Origin of the sequence: Streptosporangium sp. NPDC004379, from assembly GCF_042873875.1 — a bacterium.
Taxonomy (GTDB): domain Bacteria; phylum Actinomycetota; class Actinomycetes; order Streptosporangiales; family Streptosporangiaceae; genus Streptosporangium.
Genome location: NZ_JBIAMC010000002.1, coordinates 296,991 through 316,094, shown reverse-complemented (window position 1 = coordinate 316,094; position 19,104 = coordinate 296,991). Strand labels below are relative to the sequence as shown.

General features: G+C 73.2%; 15 protein-coding genes. 10 read left to right on the top strand and 5 right to left on the bottom strand.

Features of this window, described 5'->3' with window-relative positions:
- Positions 1-11 precede the first annotated feature (11 nt).
- Complete coding sequence (locus ACFYSC_RS05450; RefSeq protein ID WP_389957033.1) at positions 12-881, top strand: aldo/keto reductase; 870 nt, start codon at positions 12-14, stop codon at positions 879-881.
- Here ACFYSC_RS05450 and ACFYSC_RS05445 read toward each other — a convergent pair.
- The 3 genes from ACFYSC_RS05445 to ACFYSC_RS05435 all read right to left on the bottom strand — a co-directional run bounded on the left by ACFYSC_RS05445 (position 856) and on the right by ACFYSC_RS05435 (position 5,163).
- Positions 856-2,088 carry an AI-2E family transporter gene (locus ACFYSC_RS05445; RefSeq protein WP_389957030.1) on the bottom strand — a complete coding sequence of 411 codons (1,233 nt, stop codon included), beginning with the start codon at positions 2,086-2,088 and terminating at the stop codon, positions 856-858. The two genes, ACFYSC_RS05450 and ACFYSC_RS05445, sit on opposite strands and share 26 nt — an antisense overlap.
- A gap of 74 nt (positions 2,089-2,162) precedes the next feature.
- Complete coding sequence (locus ACFYSC_RS05440) at positions 2,163-3,449, bottom strand: hypothetical protein (protein ID WP_389957027.1); 1,287 nt, start codon at positions 3,447-3,449, stop codon at positions 2,163-2,165.
- A gap of 43 nt (positions 3,450-3,492) precedes the next feature.
- Positions 3,493-5,163 carry a dolichyl-phosphate-mannose--protein mannosyltransferase gene (locus ACFYSC_RS05435; protein WP_389957936.1) on the bottom strand — a complete coding sequence of 557 codons (1,671 nt, stop codon included), beginning with the start codon at positions 5,161-5,163 and terminating at the stop codon, positions 3,493-3,495.
- A 225-nt stretch (positions 5,164-5,388) separates the two neighbouring features.
- On the opposite strand from ACFYSC_RS05435, the gene rsmI reads away from it, so the two are divergent.
- Entirely contained in the window at positions 5,389-6,243 is an 855-nt protein-coding gene (gene rsmI / locus ACFYSC_RS05430; RefSeq protein WP_389957023.1) for a 16S rRNA (cytidine(1402)-2'-O)-methyltransferase, read from the top strand.
- On the opposite strand, the gene ACFYSC_RS05425 is transcribed toward rsmI, so the two are convergent.
- Positions 6,206-7,753 (bottom strand): hypothetical protein, encoded by a 1,548-nt coding sequence (locus ACFYSC_RS05425; protein WP_389957020.1) that lies wholly within the window; start codon positions 7,751-7,753, stop codon positions 6,206-6,208. The genes rsmI and ACFYSC_RS05425 overlap by 38 nt on opposite strands.
- Positions 7,754-7,853: 100 nt before the next feature.
- On the opposite strand from ACFYSC_RS05425, the gene ACFYSC_RS05420 reads away from it, so the two are divergent.
- The 6 genes from ACFYSC_RS05420 to ACFYSC_RS05395 all read left to right on the top strand — a co-directional run bounded on the left by ACFYSC_RS05420 (position 7,854) and on the right by ACFYSC_RS05395 (position 15,820).
- Positions 7,854-9,113 carry a glycosyltransferase family 2 protein gene (locus ACFYSC_RS05420; RefSeq protein WP_362930996.1) on the top strand — a complete coding sequence of 420 codons (1,260 nt, stop codon included), beginning with the start codon at positions 7,854-7,856 and terminating at the stop codon, positions 9,111-9,113.
- 69 nt (positions 9,114-9,182) lie between these two features.
- The gene (metG, locus tag ACFYSC_RS05415) at positions 9,183-10,970 is read left to right on the top strand and encodes a methionine--tRNA ligase (protein ID WP_362930998.1); all 1,788 of its coding nucleotides are present in this window, start codon (positions 9,183-9,185) and stop codon (positions 10,968-10,970) included.
- Between the two features lie 8 nt (positions 10,971-10,978).
- Complete coding sequence (locus ACFYSC_RS05410) at positions 10,979-11,839, top strand: TatD family hydrolase (protein ID WP_389957015.1); 861 nt, start codon at positions 10,979-10,981, stop codon at positions 11,837-11,839.
- Positions 11,840-11,975: 136 nt separating this feature from the next.
- Positions 11,976-12,824, top strand: a complete 849-nt coding sequence (gene rsmA, locus ACFYSC_RS05405; protein WP_389957012.1) for a 16S rRNA (adenine(1518)-N(6)/adenine(1519)-N(6))-dimethyltransferase RsmA — start codon at positions 11,976-11,978, stop codon at positions 12,822-12,824.
- Between the two features lie 142 nt (positions 12,825-12,966).
- Complete coding sequence (locus ACFYSC_RS05400; protein ID WP_389957008.1) at positions 12,967-13,878, top strand: 4-(cytidine 5'-diphospho)-2-C-methyl-D-erythritol kinase; 912 nt, start codon at positions 12,967-12,969, stop codon at positions 13,876-13,878.
- A 115-nt stretch (positions 13,879-13,993) separates the two neighbouring features.
- Positions 13,994-15,820, top strand: a complete 1,827-nt coding sequence (locus tag ACFYSC_RS05395; protein ID WP_389957005.1) for an ABC-F family ATP-binding cassette domain-containing protein — start codon at positions 13,994-13,996, stop codon at positions 15,818-15,820.
- Between the two features lie 126 nt (positions 15,821-15,946).
- Here the strand turns inward: ACFYSC_RS05395 and ACFYSC_RS05390 are convergent, their stop codons facing one another.
- Positions 15,947-16,510, bottom strand: coding sequence for a MarR family winged helix-turn-helix transcriptional regulator (locus tag ACFYSC_RS05390; protein ID WP_389957002.1), 564 nt, complete (start codon positions 16,508-16,510; stop codon positions 15,947-15,949).
- 56 nt (positions 16,511-16,566) lie between these two features.
- Here ACFYSC_RS05390 and ACFYSC_RS05385 point away from each other — a divergent pair, with 56 nt between their 5' ends.
- Together ACFYSC_RS05385 and ACFYSC_RS05380 are read left to right on the top strand one after the other, a co-directional pair.
- The gene (locus ACFYSC_RS05385) at positions 16,567-17,334 is read left to right on the top strand and encodes a trans-aconitate 2-methyltransferase (protein WP_389956999.1); all 768 of its coding nucleotides are present in this window, start codon (positions 16,567-16,569) and stop codon (positions 17,332-17,334) included.
- A 184-nt stretch (positions 17,335-17,518) separates the two neighbouring features.
- Complete coding sequence (locus tag ACFYSC_RS05380; RefSeq protein ID WP_389956996.1) at positions 17,519-19,015, top strand: CHAD domain-containing protein; 1,497 nt, start codon at positions 17,519-17,521, stop codon at positions 19,013-19,015.
- The last annotated feature ends 89 nt before the right edge of the window (positions 19,016-19,104 follow it).

The window sequence follows — 19,104 nt, the reverse complement described above, 5'->3', positions numbered from 1 at the left end:
GGGTGACGGCCATGAACACTTTCCGGATCGGTGGAGACCTGCCCGTGCACCCGCTCGGCTTCGGCGCGATGCAGCTGACCGACTGGGGGCCGCCCAAGGATCCGTCCGCCGCGATCGCGGTCGTACGGCGGGCCGTCGAACTCGGGGTGACCCTCATCGACACCGCCGACGCCTATGGCCTGGGCGCCAACGAGGAACTGCTGGCCCAGGCGCTTCACCCCTACCCGCGCGGTCTGGTCATCGCCACCAAGGCGGGACAGAGCCGTCCGGGCCGCGGGCGATGGGTGCCGCTGGGCCGCCCGGAATACCTCATCCAGCAGGCCGAACTGAGCCTGCTCCGCCTCCGGCTGGAGCGGATCGAGCTGTTCCAGCTCCACCGCGTCGATCCCCAGGTGCCCTTCGCCGACCAGATCGGCGCCCTCAAGCGGTTACGGGACGAGGGCAAGATCCGCCACATCGGGCTGTCGGAGGTCGGCGTCGCCCAGATCGAGGAGGCCCGCCGGATCGTTCCGATCGCCGGCGTGCAGAACCGCTACAACCTCACCGACCGGCGGCACGAGGACGTCCTCGGCCACTGTGAGGCCGCCGGGATCGCCTTCATCCCCTGGGAGCCGGTGGCAAACGGCGCGCACGCCGCCACGGACGGGCCGCTCGCGGAGGTCGCGCGGGAGGTCGGCGGCACCCCGGTGCAGGTGGCGCTCTCCTGGCTGCTGGCCCGCTCACCCGTGATGCTGCCGATCCCGGGCACCGGCAGCGTCACGCACCTGGAGGAGAACATGGCGGCGACGCGCGTCGAGCTGAACGGGGAGCAGACCGCCCGGCTCGACGCCGTGTGGCAGGGGACCCGGCGCGACGTCAGACCTGTTCCTGGCGGGGCATGACCACCTCGCGGACGATGAGCAGGATGGCCGCGACCAGCGGGATGCCCAGCAGCGCGCCCACCACGCCGAGCAGGGCGCCGCCGAGCAGCGCTCCGACGACCGTGGCGAGGGGTGGGACGTCCACCGAGCTCTTCATCACGCTCGGTGCGATCCAGTAGTTCTCGATCTGCTGGTACACGGTGAAGAAGATGACGCAGACGATGCCGACCGTGGGCGAGACGAAGAACCCGACCAGGGAGGCCGCCCCCGCGCCGATGAATGCGCCCACCATCGGGATCAGGTCGGTCACGGCCACGATCAGGGAGAGCGCCAGGGCGTAGGGGACCTTCATGAGGACGAGGAAGAAGAAGGTCGCCACCCCGGCGATCAGGGAGATGATGAGGTTCCCGGCGACGTAGCCGCCGATGCTGCCGATGATCTCGTCGCCGAGCAGGCTCGCCCGGGTACGGCGCGAGCGCGGCACCAGGCGGTAGGCCATCTTCTTCAGGGAGTTGAGGGAGCCCAGGAAGTACAGCGTCAGGACCAGCACGGTCAGGGAGTTGAAGACCGCGCCGATGAGCACCTGGCCGAAGCCGAGCACGCCGCCGAACATCTGGCTGCCGAAGTCGCCGCTCGTCACGTACTGCTGGACCCGTTCCAGGATCTGGAATCGCGCATCCAGGTCACGGATCAGCGGGTTGTTCTGCAGCTCCTGCACGTATTGCGGGAGGTTCTGCACGAAGTCGGTGGACTGCGTGGTCAGCGGCGGCACGATGGCCAGGCCGAACGCGACGAAGACGGCGATGACGCAGAGGAAGACCGCGGTGATCGCCGCCACGCGGGGCAGGCCGTAGCGCTGCAGGGCTTCGACAGCCGGGTTCAGGCCGATGGCGAGGAAGAGCGAGACGATGATCAGGATGATCACCGAGCTGGCGCTCACCACGGCCTGGACCAGCCACCAGGCGGTGAGCACGCCGAGCGCGGCGGTGAAGCCGAACACGAACGGGTGGTTGCGCATGGACCGGCCCGGCCGCCCGAAGGGCAGTTCGGAGGTGTCGTCCGCGGACTCGCCGAGCGGACGCAGGGGACCGGCCGAGGTGAGGATCGGCTCGGCGGGCTCGGCCGCGTCGACGGGGTCGATCGCGACCGGATCGGGTGCCTCGGGGTCGGCCGTCGCGGCCCGGGGGGACGCGGAGGAGGCGTGATCGGGGGAGTGGTGCTCGGACACGGAGGGCACCTGCCCGTCATTTGGGTGAATAGTCGGATTCAGTGAGTGATGGCCGCCACCGGTGGCGGGAGCGGTCATGACGCCCCGGCGTACGAGCGGGGACGCAGGGCGTGGCTGCGCAGCGCCGCCAGGACCGCGGACCGGCCCGCCGGGGTCAGCCGCCCACCGGTCCGCAGCCCGAAGGCGGCCAGGCGCCGCGCGAGGTCGGCCAGGACGGCGTCCACCTCCCGGGCCCGGCCCTCCCCGCGGCCGACCACTTCGGCGACGCGTTCGCGGTCGGCGGGGGCGCCCTCGGCGAGCAGCATCAGCGCCGCCTCACGGGCCGAGGCCCGGAAGGCGTCCTCCCCGGGCGCGGGGGCCAGGAGCGCGGCGGACGCCGCCTCCCACAGCAGGTCGCGGTCACCGAGCAGGCGCCGCCCCTCCCGGGTGGTCACCAGCCTCCGGCCCACGCGGCGCAGCGCGCCCATGCGACCCTCGGCCAGCTCGCGGGCCGCCTCCAGCTCCCCCTCGCTCCAGCGGCTCCCGCCGGGCGCCGGGCGGGACGGGCCGGGGCCCTGAGCCGGAGGGACCATCCCGCCCGGGCGGCGGCCCAGTTCCAGCAGCCACCGCAGCGCGGGGAGGAACGTTCCGGCCGGGGCCGGGACCGGGGCGTGCAGGTGCGCCTCGAAGGGCTGGGCGAGCTCGCGCCAGGCGTCGCCCCGGCCCAGCACCCAGCGGTTGAGCCGCTCGCCCCGGACCCGGTGCAGCCAGCTGTCGCCGCCGAGGTCGGCGCGGGGCTCGGTCAGCCAGCGGCGGGTCAGCGCCTCGCGTCCGGCGGCCGAGTCCCCGGCCGGCTCCCCGCAGACGAGGGCGAGCTCCAGCGCGGCGGAGCAGGCGCCGTGCGCGCCCCGCTCCTCGGGACCCATGATCGAGCTCCACCGCAGCTCGGGGAGGTCGGGCGGGAGCAGGCCTGTGGCGTCCAGGGCGCGCCGGCAGGCGGCCGTCCCGGCCTCCTCCGACCGCTCGTAGGCCCGCAGGACCCGCGCGGTGACCGGTGAGGAGCAGAGCGCGGCGTAGCGGTCGAGGCCGCCCAGTGCGAGCAGCCTGCCCAGCGCCGAGGCGACCGCCTCCCGGTCGCCCGCGACCTGCGTCGGCAGCGTGTACCAGAGGAACTCGCACACGGTCAGCTCGGTGAGGGCCTCCAGCGGCTCGCCGCCGGTGAGCCGGTCGATCGCGTCGCGGGCACGGCCGGCGTGCCGGGGCTCCGACCGTTCCAGCTCGGTCAGCAGCGCGGCCACGTCCGGCGCGGGCACGCTTCGCAGCCTGCCGTGGCCGGGCCTGCCCTGACGATGGAGGTGACGCAGTGGGTCATGCACCGTCATGCCTACCCTGGGAAATCCGCATCCGGGCACCACATGGGAACGATCAGATCCAGCCCTTCTTGAAGAGCATCCGCGCGCTCCAGTCCGTGTAGGGAATGATCTCGGCGGTGAGGACGGGGTACAGCCACCAGAAGTTCAGGAGCGCCAGCAGCGTGAAGGAGCCGACGACCACCCCTCCGACCATACGCCTGCGCTGCGGGGCGTCCGCGCGGCCCAGTATGAGCCCGGCGGCCAGGGTCAGCGCCAGGATCATGAACGGCACCATCGGGGCCGCGTAGAACAGGAACATCGTGCGGTTGTCGGCGATCGCCCAGTAGAACCAGGGCAGCCAGCCCGCGAGGTAGGCGAGCAGCACGGCCCCCGCCCGCCAGTCGCGGGCCGAGACGTACCAGGTGAACATGGCGACGAGCGCGGCGAGCCCGCCGTACCAGATGATCGGGGTGCCGACCCCGAGGACGGCCTGCGAGCAGCCCTGCCCGCCGCAGCCGGACTGGGGCGTCTCGTAGAAGAACGCCACCGGGCGCAGCAGCAGCGGCCAGCTCCACGGCTCGGACTGGTAGTTGTGCGGCGTGGTCAGGCCGCTGTGGAAGCCGAGGACCTGGAAGTGGTAGGCGAGCCACGACCGGACCGAGTCGAAGACGAAATAGGCGGGACCGTGGCCGGTGGCGCGGTCCCAGTTGCGGCCCCAGCCGCCGGCGGTGGCGAACCAGCCGCTCCAGGAGACGATGTAGGCGACGGCGGGGGCGAGGGCCATGGCGGTCAGCGCGGTCGGCAGGTCCTTGCTCGCCGCGCCGCCGTACGGCCTGCGCAGGCCGACGGCCTTGCGGGCGCCGGCGTCCCAGATGAGGGACATGACGGCGAAGGCGATCAGGAAGAAGATGCCGGACCACTTGACGGCGCAGGCCGCGCCCAGGCAGACGCCGGCCGCGACACGCCAGGGACGCCAGCCGAGCCAGGGGCCGTGCTCGTCGAGCGTCGAGGTCTCGTACCAGGCGGCCAGGCGGGCGCGGGCCTCGTCGCGGTCGGTGACCAGGCAGGCGAAGCCGGCCAGGACCCAGAACATCAGGAAGATGTCGAGCAGCGCGGTGCGGGACAGCACGAAGTGCAGGCCCTCGACCGACAGCAGCAGCCCGGCCAGGCAGCCGAGCAGGGTGGAGCGGGTCATCCGGCGGGCGACGCGGGCCAGGATGAGGATCGACAGGGCGCCGGTGAGGGCGGCGGCGAAGCGCCAGCCGAACGGGGTCATGCCGAAGATCTGCTCGCCCAGCGCGATCATCCACTTGCCCAGCGGGGGGTGGACGACGTAGGAGGCGCACTTGTCGAGCTGGTCGGCCGCGCATCGCTGCCAGATGTCGGTGTTGCCCTGGATCAGCAGCGTGTTGGCGTTGTCCACCGGGGTGTGCTCGGTGCCGAAGTTCAGCAGCGCGAAGCCGTCCTTGGCGTAGTACGTCTCGTCGAACATGACCGCCTTCGGGCGGCCCAGGTCGACGAAGCGCAGTATCGCCCCGAACGCCGCCACCAGCGCCGGGCCCAGCCATCCCCACAGGACGCTCCCGGGCATCGGCGGGACCAGACGGTCGCGCACGGAGCGTGCCGATTCGCGGGTCGGCGAGGGGTCGGACTGCTCGAACCCCTTGTTGGTGAAATCGGTCACGGCCACCCGGCCATCGTAAGGGGCACCCCGCCCGGTAACCCAGGGAAACCCCGGCCGCATGCCCAATTGAGGGTGATATTCCCGAGTGATCCAGGGTTGCCCCGCGGGTGGGACGGTCCCGGCGGAGGGCCGAGCCCCGAGACGTGCCGGTGAACGGGTACGGCCTCCAGGCGGCCTTCAGACGGCATCCAGACGGCCACGACGGTCTCCAGACGGTCTGCGGGCGGCCCACGGACGATCTGCGAGCGGTCCGGGGGGCGGTCCCCGGCGGAGGCCCGCCCCCGGATGCGCGAGGATGGGGACGTGACGGACAACGGCAGGCTGGTGCTGGCGGGGGCCCCGATCGGGCAGGCGGGCGACGCCTCCCCGAGGCTGCGTGACGCCCTGGAGAACGCCGACGTGGTCGCGGCCGAGGACACCCGGCGCCTGCGCCGGCTGGCCGCGGAGCTGGGCGCCGAGATCGGCGGGCGCGTCGTCTCCTACTACGACGCCAACGAGTCCGGCCGGGCCGCCGAACTCCTCGCCGCGCTCCAGGAGGGCCGTACCGTCCTGGTGATCACCGACGCCGGGATGCCCGGCGTCTCCGACCCCGGCTACCGCCTGACCCACCTGGCCGTGGAGGCCGGGATCACGGTCACCTCGCTGCCCGGCCCGTCGGCGGTCACCACCGCCCTGGCCGTGTCCGGCCTGCCCAGCGACCGCTTCTGCTTCGAGGGCTTCCCGCCGCGCAAGCCCGGCGAGCGCGCCCGCAGGCTCGCCGCCCTGGCCGCCGAGGAGCGCACGATGGTGTTCTTCGAGGCGCCGCACCGGCTCGCCGCCGCGCTGGAGGCGATGGCCGGGGCGTTCGGCCCCGACCGGCCCGCCGCCGTCTGCCGCGAGCTCACCAAGACCTACGAGGAGGTACGGCGGGGCGGCCTCGGCGAGCTGGCCGAGTGGGCGGCCGGCGGGGTCAGGGGCGAGATCACCGTGGTCGTCGCCGGGCGCGTCCACGACGACGAGCCCCCGTCGATCGGGGAACTGGTCGAGGAGGTGGCCCGCCGCGAGGAGGCGGGGACGCCCAGGAAACAGGCGATCGTCGACGTCGCCAAGGGCGCGGGCGTGCCTAAGCGGATCCTGTACGACGCCGTCCACCGGGGATGACGGGGATGACGCGGGCCCGCCGAAGCCACGGCACCCCGTGCCGCAGTGAGATCGCGGCGGCCAGGCAGGCCAGCGGCACCGCGGGCAGCAGGTAGCGGTAGTCGAACTCGGCGGTGGCCGCCGGGGCCAGGAGGAGGCCGAAGGAGGCCAGCCACGGCAGCAGCACCGGGCCGCCCAGCCTGCGCCAGCGCACCGCCACCCCGGCCAGGCCGACCAGCAGCAGCACCCCGAGCACCAGTCCGGGCATCCGCACGGTCCGCTGGTAGCCCTGCATGAAGGCGGCCCACGGGTCGCGCACCTGGGTGCCGACCACCTTCACCCGGCCGTCGATCTTCGCGGTCCCCAGGCCGGAGTCGTAGAGCTGGGCGTCGCCGTCGGTGGTGCCCCTGTACGACGACCACGAGGGCAGCACCCTGTCCTCGAAGGGGAACTCGTACTGCAGATAGGTCTTGGCGTCGGGGAAGCGCGGCCGGCCCCAGTGGAAGGCGCGGACGAAGTCGAGGCCGACCCGGGCGAGGTAGTCGCCGGGCTGGGAGAGGATGGCCCGCTTGGCGAAGTCTCCGGCGACCCCGTTCATCTCCGGGGTGAAGGTCGTGCCGGAGCCGAAGGCGTGGAATCGCTGGCCCTCGCCGTTGGCCCACCACAGGTAGCCCTGGCCGGAGAAGGAACGCTGGTCCGGAGGCGTGGTGATGCACAGCAGCGCCAGTTCCAGCTCCTTGCGCGGGTCGACGCCCATCTTCTTGCAGTCGGAGAACAGCGCCGTGCGCATGTAGAGGATCGCGCCGTCGCTGTTGGTCATCGCGAAGTTGCCGTGCGCGGAGGCGAACCACGCCATGTACGCCGTCACCGGGATCGCGCAGGCCGTCACCATGGCGGCGGCCGGCCGCCAGCCGGTCCGCTTGACCAGGAGGTAGGCCACCACCAGCGCGAGGATCGGCAGGCCGATCGACCGGGTGAGCGCGGTCAGGGCGAGCAGCAGGCCGACGACGGCGCCCAGCCGCCACGACATCCTCCGATGCCACAGCACCAGCGTCACGACGCCGACGACCAGCAGCATGAACATGGTGTCGGACATGATCAGGTGTTCGAGCTGGATCTGGTAGGCGTCGAACAGCACCGGCACCGTCGCCAGCGTCGCCCCCCAGGCGGGCAGCCCGAACCTCCGGCGCAGCAGCGCGTACATCAGGACGGCGACGGCGAGGCCCATGAGGTGCTGGGTGAAGGCCACCAGCCCGAAACTGTGAAAGGGTCTGAGCAGAAGCAGCCAGAAGGAATAACCGTTCGGCCGCAGGGCACTGGGTCGTTCGGGGTGCACCGCCCCGGAGACGTAGTCGTAGGAGTCGTTGAACCACAGCGCCGGGCCGTACCCGATCATGGTCACCAGCCGCAGCGCGAACGCCGCCGCCAGGGCGGCGAGGAAGACGCGGTGACGGCGGGCGAACGCCGCCAGACGCGCTCTCCAGCCCGCTGGAGGCTCGTCCAGGCATGGTCGTTCGGCCACGGTAACCATGCCTTACAGGATGCCAGTCCTTTCACGGAGTTGCCCCGCGCACGGGTCGGCACAGGGCATCATGATGAGATTGGCTTGTGCCGGATCGAAGGGTTGAGACGTGGAACTGACCGTGGTCATGCCATGCCTGAACGAGGCGGAAACCGTGGAGACCTGCGTACGCAAGGCGCTGGCCTGCATGCGGGACCACGGGATCGACGGTGAGGTGCTGATCGCCGACAACGGCAGCACCGACGGCTCGCAGCAGCTGGCGCGCGACGCCGGCGCCCGGGTCGTCCACGTGGACGCCAAGGGGTACGGCAACGCGCTCCTGGGCGGCATCCGCGCGGCGCGCGGCAAGTACGTCATCATGGGCGACGCCGACGACTCCTACGACTTCACCTCGCTGCTGCCGTTCGTCGAGCAGCTGCGAGACGGCGCCGACCTGGTGATGGGCAACCGGTTCAAGGGAGGCATCGCGCCGGGGGCCATGCCCCCGCTGCACCGTTACCTCGGCAACCCGGTGCTGTCGTTCATCGGCCGGCTGTTCTTCCCCAGCGCCATCGGCGACTTCCACTGCGGCCTGCGGGGCTTCCGCCGCGACTCCATCCTGCGGCTCGGCCTGCAGACCGGCGGCATGGAGTTCGCCAGCGAGATGGTGGTGCGCTCGACGCTCTCCGGCCTCGACGTGCGCGAGGTGCCCACCACGCTCTCGCCGGACGGCCGCTCCCGCCCGCCGCACCTGCGCTCCTGGCGCGACGGCTGGCGTCACCTGCGCTTCCTGCTCCTCTACAGCCCCCGCTGGCTGTTCCTGATCCCGGGCCTGGTCCTGATGATCCTGGGCCTGGTGGCGGGCACCGCGCTGACCTTCGGCCCGGTCTACATCGGCAAGCTCGCCTTCGACGTCGACACCCTGGTCGGGGCGTCGGCCGCAGTGGTGATCGGCTTCCAGGCGATGCTGTTCGCGGTCTTCACCAAGGTGTACGCGGCCGAGGAGGGCTTCCTGCCGGAGGACCGGAGGGTGCGCAAGCTCGTCGACGTGGTCACCCTGGAGAAGGGCCTGGTCGTGGGCGGCCTGCTGGCCCTGGCCGGTCTCGGCGGCCTGGTGGCCTCGCTGGTCCACTGGCAGACCCGCAGCTTCGGCACGCTGATCCCGTCGGAGTCGCTGCGCCTGGTCGTGCCCTCGGCCACCGCGCTGGTCATGAGCTTCCAGACCATCTTCGCGGCCCTGTTCGTCAGCATCCTCGGCATCCGCCGTACCAAGGAGACGCCCATCGACGTGGCGGCCTCCGCGGCGGAGGAGGCGGCCGAGGCCGTCAGCCGGGAGGACGGCCGCGCAGGGAACCACGACGAGCCAGCCGGCAGCCGGGGCGGCGCCTGAGGTTTCACCGGGCGGCGCCTCCGGATTCCGGGCGGCGAAGCCCGGGTGACGTCCCTTAGGCTTGGGCACATGTCCCACCACATCCTGACCGCGGTCGCCTGGCCCTACGCCAACGGCCCCCGCCACATCGGGCACGTGTCCGGCTTCGGCGTGCCGTCCGACATCTTCAGCCGCTACCAGCGGATGGCGGGCAACAAGGTCCTGATGGTGAGCGGGACCGACGAGCACGGCACCCCGATCCAGGTCCAGGCCGACAAGGAAGGTGTGACCGCCCGCGAGCTCGCCGACCGCTACAACCGGGTGATCGCCGAGGACCTCCGGGGCCTGGGGCTGTCCTACGACCTGTTCACCCGCACCACCACCGCCAACCACTACGCGGTGGTGCAGGAGGTCTTCAAGGGCCTGTACGACAACGGCTACATCTTCCCCCGCACCACCATGGGGGCGATCTCGCCGTCCACCGGCCGCACCCTGCCGGACCGCTACATCGAGGGCACCTGCCCGATCTGCCACTTCGACGGCGCCCGCGGCGACCAGTGCGACAACTGCGGCAACCAGCTCGACCCGATCCAGCTGATCAACCCGGTCAGCCGGATCAACGGTGAGACCCCGGTCTTCGTCGAGACCGAGCACTTCATGCTCGACCTGCCCGCGTTCGCCGAGGTCCTGGGCTCCTGGCTGCAGTCGAAGCAGGGCGAGTGGCGGCCCAACGTCCTGAAGTTCGCCCTGAACCTCCTGGGCGACCTGCAGCCCCGCGCGATGAGCCGCGACCTCGACTGGGGCGTGCCGATCCCGCTGGACGGCTGGCGCGACCAGCCCAACAAGCGGCTGTACGTGTGGTTCGACGCCGTCATCGGCTACCTCAGCGCCTCCGTCGAGTGGGCCCGCCGCTCCGGCGACCCCGACGCCTGGCGGCAGTGGTGGCAGAACCCCGACGCCCGGGGCTACTACTTCATGGGCAAGGACAACATCGTCTTCCACGCGGAGATCTGGCCGGCGCTGCTGTTCGGCTACAACGGCCAGGGCGCCCGCGACGGCCGGCCCGGCTCCCTCGGCGAGCTGAGCCTGCCGTCGGAGGTCGTCTCCAGCGAGTTCCTCACCATGGAGGGCCGCAAGTTCTCCTCCTCCCGCCAGGTCGTCATCTACGTGCGCGACTTCCTGGCGCGCTACGACGCCGACGCGCTGCGCTACTACATCGCCGTGGCCGGACCGGAGACCCAGGACACCGACTTCACCTGGTCGGAGTTCCTCAACCGCAACAACGGCGAGCTGGTGGCGGCCTGGGGCAACCTGGTCAACCGCTCGATCTCGATGGCCGCCAAGAACTTCGGGACCATCCCCGAGGCGGGCGACCTCACCGACGCCGACCGCGCCATGCTGGAGCGCAGCAGGGCCGCCTTCCCCCGGGTCGCCGCGGAGTTCGAGCGCTCCCGGTTCAAGAACGCCACGAACGAGGCGTTCGACGTCATCCGCGAGGCGAACAAGTACCTCGCCGAGCAGGAGCCGTGGAAGCGTAAGGACGACCCGGAGCGGGTGAAGTCGATCCTGCACGTCGCCCTGCAGGTCGTCGACGACGCCAAGACCCTGCTGACCCCGGTGCTGCCCGCCTCCTCCGACAAGGTCCACGCCATGCTCGGCGGCGAGGGCGCCTGGTCCGGCATGCCGGAGATCCGGGAGGTCGAGGACCTCGACGATCCCGCCCGGAGCTACCCGATCATCACCGGGTCCTACGACGGCGCCGCGCGCTGGGAGTCCACGCCCATCCGGGCCGGCGTCCCGCTGGCGCCGCCGACCCCGCTGTTCTCCAAGCTGGACCCCAAGATCGTCGACGAGGAGCTCGCCCGGCTGGGCGACTGACCGCGACGATGAGCGAAACCAGGCTTCCCGCAGCCCCCGAGCCCCTCGCCGCCGAGGTGTTCGACAGCCACTGCCACCTGGACATCATGGTGGGTCACCGTCAGGCGTCCTCGGGCGACCCGGTCGCCCTGGCCGCGCAGGCGGCCAGGGCGAGCGTCGAGGAGATCGTCCGGCAGTCCCGCGCGGTGGGCGTGACCCGGCTGGTCACCGTCGGCTACGACCTGCCGTCCTCGCGGTGGAACGCCGAGGCGGCCGCGGCGCACCCCGACGTGTACGCCGCGGTGGCGATCCACCCCAACGAGGCGCACGCCGCGACCCCGGAGGTCCTCGCCGAGATCGAGGAGCTGGCCCGCCTGCCGCACGTCCGCGCGGTGGGCGAGACCGGCCTCGACTACTACCGCGACTGGGCCTCCAGGGACGACCAGCACGCGAGCTTCCGCGCGCACATCGAGATCGCCAAGCGGACGGGCCGGGCCCTGGTGATCCACGACCGCGAGGCCCACGACGACGTGCTGGCCGTGCTCGCCGAACAGGGCGCCCCCGACGTGGTGGTCTTCCACAGCTTCTCCGGCGACGCCGCGATGGCGAAGCGGTGCGCCGAGGCCGGCTACTTCATGTCCTTCTCCGGGCCGGTCACCTACAAGAACGCCGGCTACCTCCGCGAGGCCGCGGCGGTCGCGCCCGACGAGCTGCTGCTGGTCGAGACCGACGCGCCCTACCTCCCGCCGACGCCGCACCGGGGCAAGCCCAACGCCCCCTACCTGATCCCCCTCACCCTGCGCTGCCTGGCCGAGGTCCGGGGGACCGACCCGGACGCCCTGGCCCGCGTGATCAGCGCGAACGGCGAGGCGGTCTTCGGCGCATGGTGACACCTGTGGTGACGCGCGCGGTGGCACCCGCGGCGACGCGCGGGGCGCGACCCGCGGTGACGTGCGCGGTGACGCGCGGGGCGCGGCCGGCGGCGGCACGCGAGGGGCGCCCGGCGGCGGCACGCGGGGGGCGGGCATGAGCGGCCTCCTGGGACCGGTGGAGATCCGCGACCTGGCGGCGCGGCTCGGCATCCGCCCCACCAAGAAGCTCGGCCAGAACTTCGTCATCGACGGCGGCACGGTCCGCAAGATCGTCCGCGCAGCCGGGTTGCGCCCCGACGACGTGGTCATCGAGGTCGGCCCCGGCCTGGGCTCGCTGACCCTGGCGCTGCTGCCCGAGGCCCGCGCCGTGACGGCGGTGGAGATCGATCCGGTGCTGGCCGGACAGCTCCCGCTGACCGTCGCCGAGCACGCCCCCGAGCTGGCCGGCCGGCTCGCCGTCGTGCACGCCGACGCCCTCCGGATCGCCCCCGGCGACCTGCCGGGGGACCCGCCGACCGCGCTGGTGGCCAACCTCCCCTACAACGTCGCGGTCCCGGTGGTGCTGCACCTGCTGCAGGTCCTGCCGTCGCTGCGCACCGTGCTGGTCATGGTCCAGTCCGAGGTGGCCGACCGGCTGGCCGCGACGCCCGGCTCCCGCGTGTACGGCATCCCGTCGGTCAAGGCCGCCTGGTATGCCGACGTGCGCCGGGCCGGCCCCGTCGGCCGTACGGTCTTCTGGCCGGCGCCCAACGTCGACTCCGGCCTCGTCGCGATGACCCGCCGTGAGCCGCCCACCACCGGGGCGTCCCGCGAGGACGTCTTCGCGGCCGTGGACGCCGCCTTCGCCCAGCGCCGCAAGACCCTGCGCGCAGCCCTGGCCTCCTGGGCCGGCTCGCCCGCCGCCGCCGAGCGGGCGCTGCGGGCGGCGGGGGTCGATCCGTCGCTCCGGGGCGAGCAGCTCACGGTCGAGGACTTCGCGCGGATCGCGGAGAACCGCCCTTAAAGTGCGTTCCACGGACCTTTGGCGCGCGTCGGTCCCAAAACCGGCTCTAGCGTGGCGAAACGTCGGGGGTTGGCGGGGAGGCGGAGCCTCACCCGGCTACGATCGGACCTCGTCATCCCCTGAGCGAAAGCCTTGAGGACCCATGAACTCCGTGACCGTCCGCGTGCCGGCCAAGGTGAACCTGCAACTGGCGGTCGGGCCGCTGCGTGACGACGGCTACCACGACCTGGTGAACGTCTTCCACGCCGTCTCGATCTTCGATGAGGTGACGGCCACCGCCGAGACCGGGATGCGGGTCCGCGTCGAAGGTGACAGCGCCGGCCAGGTGCCCGAGGACGACGACAACCTCGCCATCCGCGCGGCCTCCGCGCTGGCCCGCCACGCCGGCCGGTCGTACGGCGTGAGCCTGCTGATCCGCAAGTCGATCCCGGTCGCCGGGGGGATGGCGGGCGGCAGCGCCGACGCCGCCGCGGCGCTGGTGGCCTGCAACGAGCTGTGGGGACTGGGCCTGCCGCTCGCGGACCTGATGGAGATCGGCGCGGACATCGGCAGCGACGTCCCGTTCGCCCTGCTCGGCGGGACGGCCGTCGGCACCGGCCGGGGGGAGCGGCTGACCCCCCTTGAGGTCGGCGGCACCTTCCACTGGGTGTTCGCCCTGGCCGAGGGTGGCCTGTCCACGCCCGCCGTCTACGCCGAGTGTGACCGGATCCGTGAGGCGACGGGCGTCGAGGCCGCCTGGCCGCAGGCGTCGGAGCCGCTGCTGGACGCGCTGCGCCGGGGGGACGCCAAGGCGCTGGGCGCGGAGCTGGCCAACGACCTGCAGCCCGCCGCCGTCATGCTCCGCCGCTCCCTGGCCCGGACGCTGGACGCCGGGCGCGAGCACGGCGCGCTGGGCGCGCTCGTCTCCGGCTCCGGCCCGACCTGCGCCTTCCTGGCCGAGTCCGAGGCCCACGCGGCCGAGCTGGCCGCCGCGCTGCGGGCCGAGGGCGTGGCCCGCGACGCGGTGACCGCCCACGGCCCCGTTCCGGGCCCGGCGGTCGGGCAGCGCCACTGACGCGGCCGGCCCACGGCACGCGCCGCGCCGTCCGGGCCCCGGCGATCGGCCGGCGGGCCCGGTCCTCTCCGGGGCGACGGCCGCGCGGTCCGGGAGCGGATACCCTTGTAGGGCGATGAATCTGGTCAACCTCGAGTCGGTATCCCACTCATACGGCCCCAAGCCCCTCCTCAGCGACGTCTCCCTCGGCATCGAGGCGGGCGACCGCATCGGGGTGGTCGGCCGCAACGGCGGCGGCAAGACCACGCTCATCTCGGTGATCGCCGGCGCCCTCAAGCCCAATGAGGGGCGCGTCACCCACAACCGCGGCCTGCAGATCGGCGTGCTGTCCCAGGGCGACGACCTCGACCCGGACCGGCCGGTCGGCGAGACCGTCCTCGGCGGCCGTGCCGAGCACGAGTGGGCGGGCGACGCCGGCATCCGCGAGATCCTCGCCAACCTCCTCGGCGACATCGATCTCACCGCCCCGGTCGGGAGCCTGTCGGGCGGCGAGCGGCGCCGTACGGCGCTGGCCCGGCTGCTGATCGGCGAGCACGAGCTGATCATCCTGGACGAGCCCACCAACCACCTCGACATCGAGGCCATCGACTGGCTGGCCAGGCACCTCGCGGGCCGCCGGTCGGCGCTGCTGGTGGTGACCCACGACCGGTGGTTCCTGGACGCCGTCTCCACGCGCACCTGGGAGGTCGTGGACGGCTCGGTCGAGCGCTACGAGGGCGGGTACGCCGCCTACGTGCTGGCCAAGGCCGAGCGCGCCCGGATCGCCGCCGCGGCCGAGGCGCGCCGCCAGAACCTCATGCGCAAGGAGATCGCCTGGCTGCGGCGTGGCCCGCCCGCCCGCACCTCCAAGCCGAAGTTCCGCATCGACGCCGCCCAGGCGCTGATCGCCGACGAGCCGCCGGCGCGGGAGACCGTCGAGTTGGTCAAGTTCGCCGCGGCGCGGCTGGGCCGTACGGTCTACGACCTGGAGGACGTCACCCTGCACGCCGGCGGCCCCGGCCGGGGCCCGCTGGTGCTGGATCACTCGACCTGGCAGTTCGGTCCGGGCGACCGGATCGGCCTGATCGGGGTGAACGGCTCGGGCAAGTCCTCGGTGCTGCGGCTGCTGTCCGGCACGGTCGAGCCCGACTCGGGGCGGGTCGTGCGGGGCCGCACAGTCCGCCTGGCGCACCTGTCGCAGGAGCTGGCCGAGCTCGACCCCGCCCGGCGGGTGCTGGAGACGGTCGAGGAGGTCCGCAAGTTCGTCCAGGTCGGCAAGAAGGAGTGGACGGCCTCGGCGCTGCTGGAGAGGCTCGGCTTCAAGGGCGAGGCGCAGTGGAAGGTCGTCGGCGACCTGTCCGGCGGCGAGCGGCGGCGGCTGCAGATGCTGCGGCTGCTGATGGATGACCCGAACGTGCTGCTGCTCGACGAGCCGACCAACGACCTCGACATCGAGACGCTGAACGAGTTGGAGGACCTGCTCGACGGCTGGCCCGGCACGCTGATCCTGGTGAGCCACGACCGCTACTTCCTGGAGCGGGTGTGCGACCGGGTCGTGGCGCTGCTCGGCGACGGGAGGCTGTCGATGCTGCCCGGCGGGGTGGACGAGTACCTCGCCCGGCGGGCCTCGGGCGCGGCGCTGTCGGCCCGCGCCGCCGGCGGCGGGTCGGCGTCCGCCGCGTTCGCCGCTCCTGCCGCGTCGGCGGACGGGGCGAAGGCCCCGGCGGCCCAGGCGGGCCTGTCGGCCAAGGAGGAGCGGGAGCTGCGCAAGGAGCTGTCCCGCCTGGAGCGCCAGCTCGACAAGCTGAGTGGCCGGGAGGAGAGGCTGCACGCCGCCATGGCCGAGGCCGCCTCCGACTACGGCCGGTTGGCCTCGCTGGACGCCGAGCTCAAGGAGATCCTGGCCGAGAAGGACGGGATCGAGGCCGAGTGGCTGGAGACGGCCGACCGCCTCGGCGAGTGACCGGGGCGTCCGGCTTTCCGGGCGGATGACCGGGTGGCCGCCGTTCCCCCGGCCGGCGCGGACCCCGCCGGCCGCGGCTGATCGATCGTCTCCGGCCGGTTTACCCGCCGGCAGGCGGGCAGTAGATCATCCGTGCGCTCCGGAAGCTCCGGTGTCATCGGCGTCAAAAGGGACGAGTAGCGTGCGCAGCAGGTCCGCGAGGACCTGCTGTTCATGCTCTCCCAGCGCCGCCAGCAGGTCGCGCTCACGCCGGAGCAGGTCGTCGAAGGCGCCGTCCACCCGTTCCCGCCCGGTGTCGGTGAGCGACACCAGCACCCCCCGCCGGTCCTCGGGGTCGGGCCGCCGCCGGACCAGCCCGGCCGCGGCGAGGCGGTCGATCCGGTTGGTCATCGTCCCGGAGGTCACCAGGGTCGCGCGGAGCAGTGCCCCGGGGCTCAGCTCGTACGGCTCGCCGGCCCGGCGCAGCGCCGTCAGCACGTCGAACTCCCAGATCTCCAGGCTGTGTTCGGCGAAGGACGTCCGGCGGGCGCGGTCCAGGTGGCGGGCGAGGCGGGAGACCCGGCTGAGCACCTGGAGGGGTGCCACGTCGAGCTCCGGGCGCTCGACGCGCCAGGCGGCCACCAGCCGGTCGACCTCGTCCTCGTGCCGGTCCGCCCGGCCGTCGCCGTCGTCCGCGTGCTGCAGCGTCATGCCGCGATTCTATCTCTCTTGACATCGAGATATCTCGGTGGATATCAATTATCTTGATGTCAAGAGATATGTGGGACCCCGTGACCTATGGCCGCTACGCCGGTGAGCGTGCGCGCCCCTTCTTCGAGCTCACGGCCAGAGTAGCGGCCGAGCGGCCCTCGTACGTGGTGGACGCCGGCTGCGGCGGCGGCGAGCTCACCGCGCACCTCGCCGCGCGGTGGCCCGAGGCCGACGTCCACGGCTTCGACTCCTCGCCCGCGATGATCGCCAAGGCGGTGCCGGGCGGGCGGCTGACCTTCTCCGTCGAGGACGCCACCCGGTGGCGGCCCGGACGGCCGGTGGACGTGCTGGTCTCCAACGCCCTCCTGCAGTGGGTGCCCGGACACCGCGAGCTGCTGCCCGCCTGGGTGGACGCGCTCGCCCCCGGCGGGCACCTCGCCTTCCAGGTGCCCGGCAACTTCGACTTCCCCAGCCACCGGATCATCCGCGAGCTGTACGCCGCGGACAGGTGGCGCGACCGGCTCGGGGACCTCACGCGGGACGCCCCGGTCGGCGAACCGGCCGAGTACCTGGACCTGCTGTCCGGGCTCGGCTGCCGGGTGGACGCCTGGGAGACCACCTACCTGCACGTCCTTTCAGGCGAGGACGCCGTGCTGCGCTGGGTCAGCGGCACCGCCCTGCGGCCCGCGCTCGACCGGCTGGACCCCCGGGAGACGGAGGAGTTCCTCGCCGAGTGCGGCGCGCGGCTGGGCGAGGCGTACCCGCGCAGGCCGTACGGGACGGTCTTCCCGTTCCGCAGGATCTTCGTGGTCGCCCGCAGGTAGAGGGCTCCGGGCCGGTCCGGACGATCGGCTGCCCGGAGACTCCGGCCTCCGGCCCTCGGCCCGGCCTGACGTCGGGGACCGACCGGCGGGACCTTCCGACGTTTCCGGGCGCAGAACTGGGCATCAATACCCACTGCGTGTGACGTGAGAGATGTGTCCGGTAGACCGGGGGTGGCCTGTGGCGATGGAGATCGAGGACAAGTTCGACGTGCCCGCCGGGTTCGAGGTCCCGGACCTGACCGGGCTGCCCGGGGTCACCGGGGCCGCCGGGCCGGTGACCCACCGGCTCGCCGCCGTCTACTTCGACACCCCCGACCTGCGGCTGGCCGCGCGCGGCGTCACGCTGCGCCGCCGCAGGGGCGGCACCGACGCCGGCTGGCACCTGAAGCTGCCCAAGGCCGGGGGCGCCCGGCAGGAGATCACCCGCCCGCTCGGCCGGAGCGCGACGACCGTCCCCGCCGACCTCGCCGACCTCGTGCTCGCCCTCACCCGGGGCGCGCCCCTGGCCCCCGTCGCGGAGCTGGAGACGCGGCGTACGGTGACCACCCTGGTCAACGGTGCGGGCGTGCGGCTGGTGGAGATCGCCGACGACCAGGTGACCGGCTCCGTCCCCGAAGCCGTCGCGGGCGGCGAACCCGGATCCGGGCCGCACGTGGAACGGTGGCGCGAGGTGGAGGCCGAGCTGGTCGGGGGCGACGAACGGCTGCTCCGCAAGGTCGGCAAGCGGCTGGCCGCCGCCGGGGCCGTCCCCGCCGCGTCGCCGAGCAAGCTCGTCCGCGTGCTCGGCTCCGCCCGTCCCATCCCCGAGCGGCCCGGCCCGCGCACCCGGCCCGGCTCCGCGGGCGAGGTCGTCACCGGCTACCTCACCGCCCAGGCGGACGCCCTGCTCGCCCAGGACCCCCGCGTACGGCGGGCCGACGACGACGCCGTGCACCGGATGCGCGTCGCCGCCCGCCGGCTCCGCAGCGCGCTGAAATCGTTCGGCGGCGTCGTGGAGGACACCGCCGGGCTCCGGGAGGAGCTGAAGTGGCTGGGCCGGGTGCTCGGCGAGGCACGGGACGCCGAGGTGGTCAGGGAGCGCCTCATCGCCGGGTTCGACGCCCTCGGGGAGGGGGCGGTGGCGGGCCCCGTCCGGCTCCGCCTCGACGCCGAACTCGGGGCCGCCGAACGCGAGGCCCTGGACCGGGCGCGGGAGGCGCTGCGCGGCGAGCGCTACTTCGCCCTGCTGGACGCCCTCGACGCGCTGACCGGCGCCCCGGCGCTGACCGGCGCGGCGGACCGGCCGGCCAAGACCCTCCGCGCCCTGGCCGCCAAGAGCTGGCGGCGCGTGGTCAAGGCGCACCGGGCCGCCCTGGCCGTCACCGACCCCGCCGGACGCGAGCACGCCATGCACGACGTGCGCAAGGCCGCCAAGCGGGCCCGCTACACCGCCGAGGCGATCGGCATGGACGAGCTCGCCGGGCGGGCCGAGGCCGTACAGGAGGCACTGGGCGCCCGCATGGACGGCGTCGTCGCCCAGGGACGGCTGGCCGCGGTCGCCGACGCCGCGCGGCGGGCCGGGGAGGACACCTTCACCTACGGCGTGCTGACCGGCCTGGAGCGGGCCCGCACCGAGCGGGCCCGCGAGGAGTTCCCCCGCCTGTGGAAGAAGACGTCGAAGGCGGTCGCGAAGCTCCTGTGATCCCCGGCCCGGACCGGGACCGGCCGTGGGCGGGACCCGGGTCCGGGCGCGGCTCCGGCGTGGTCGCGCCGGAGCCGCGGGGATCGGCG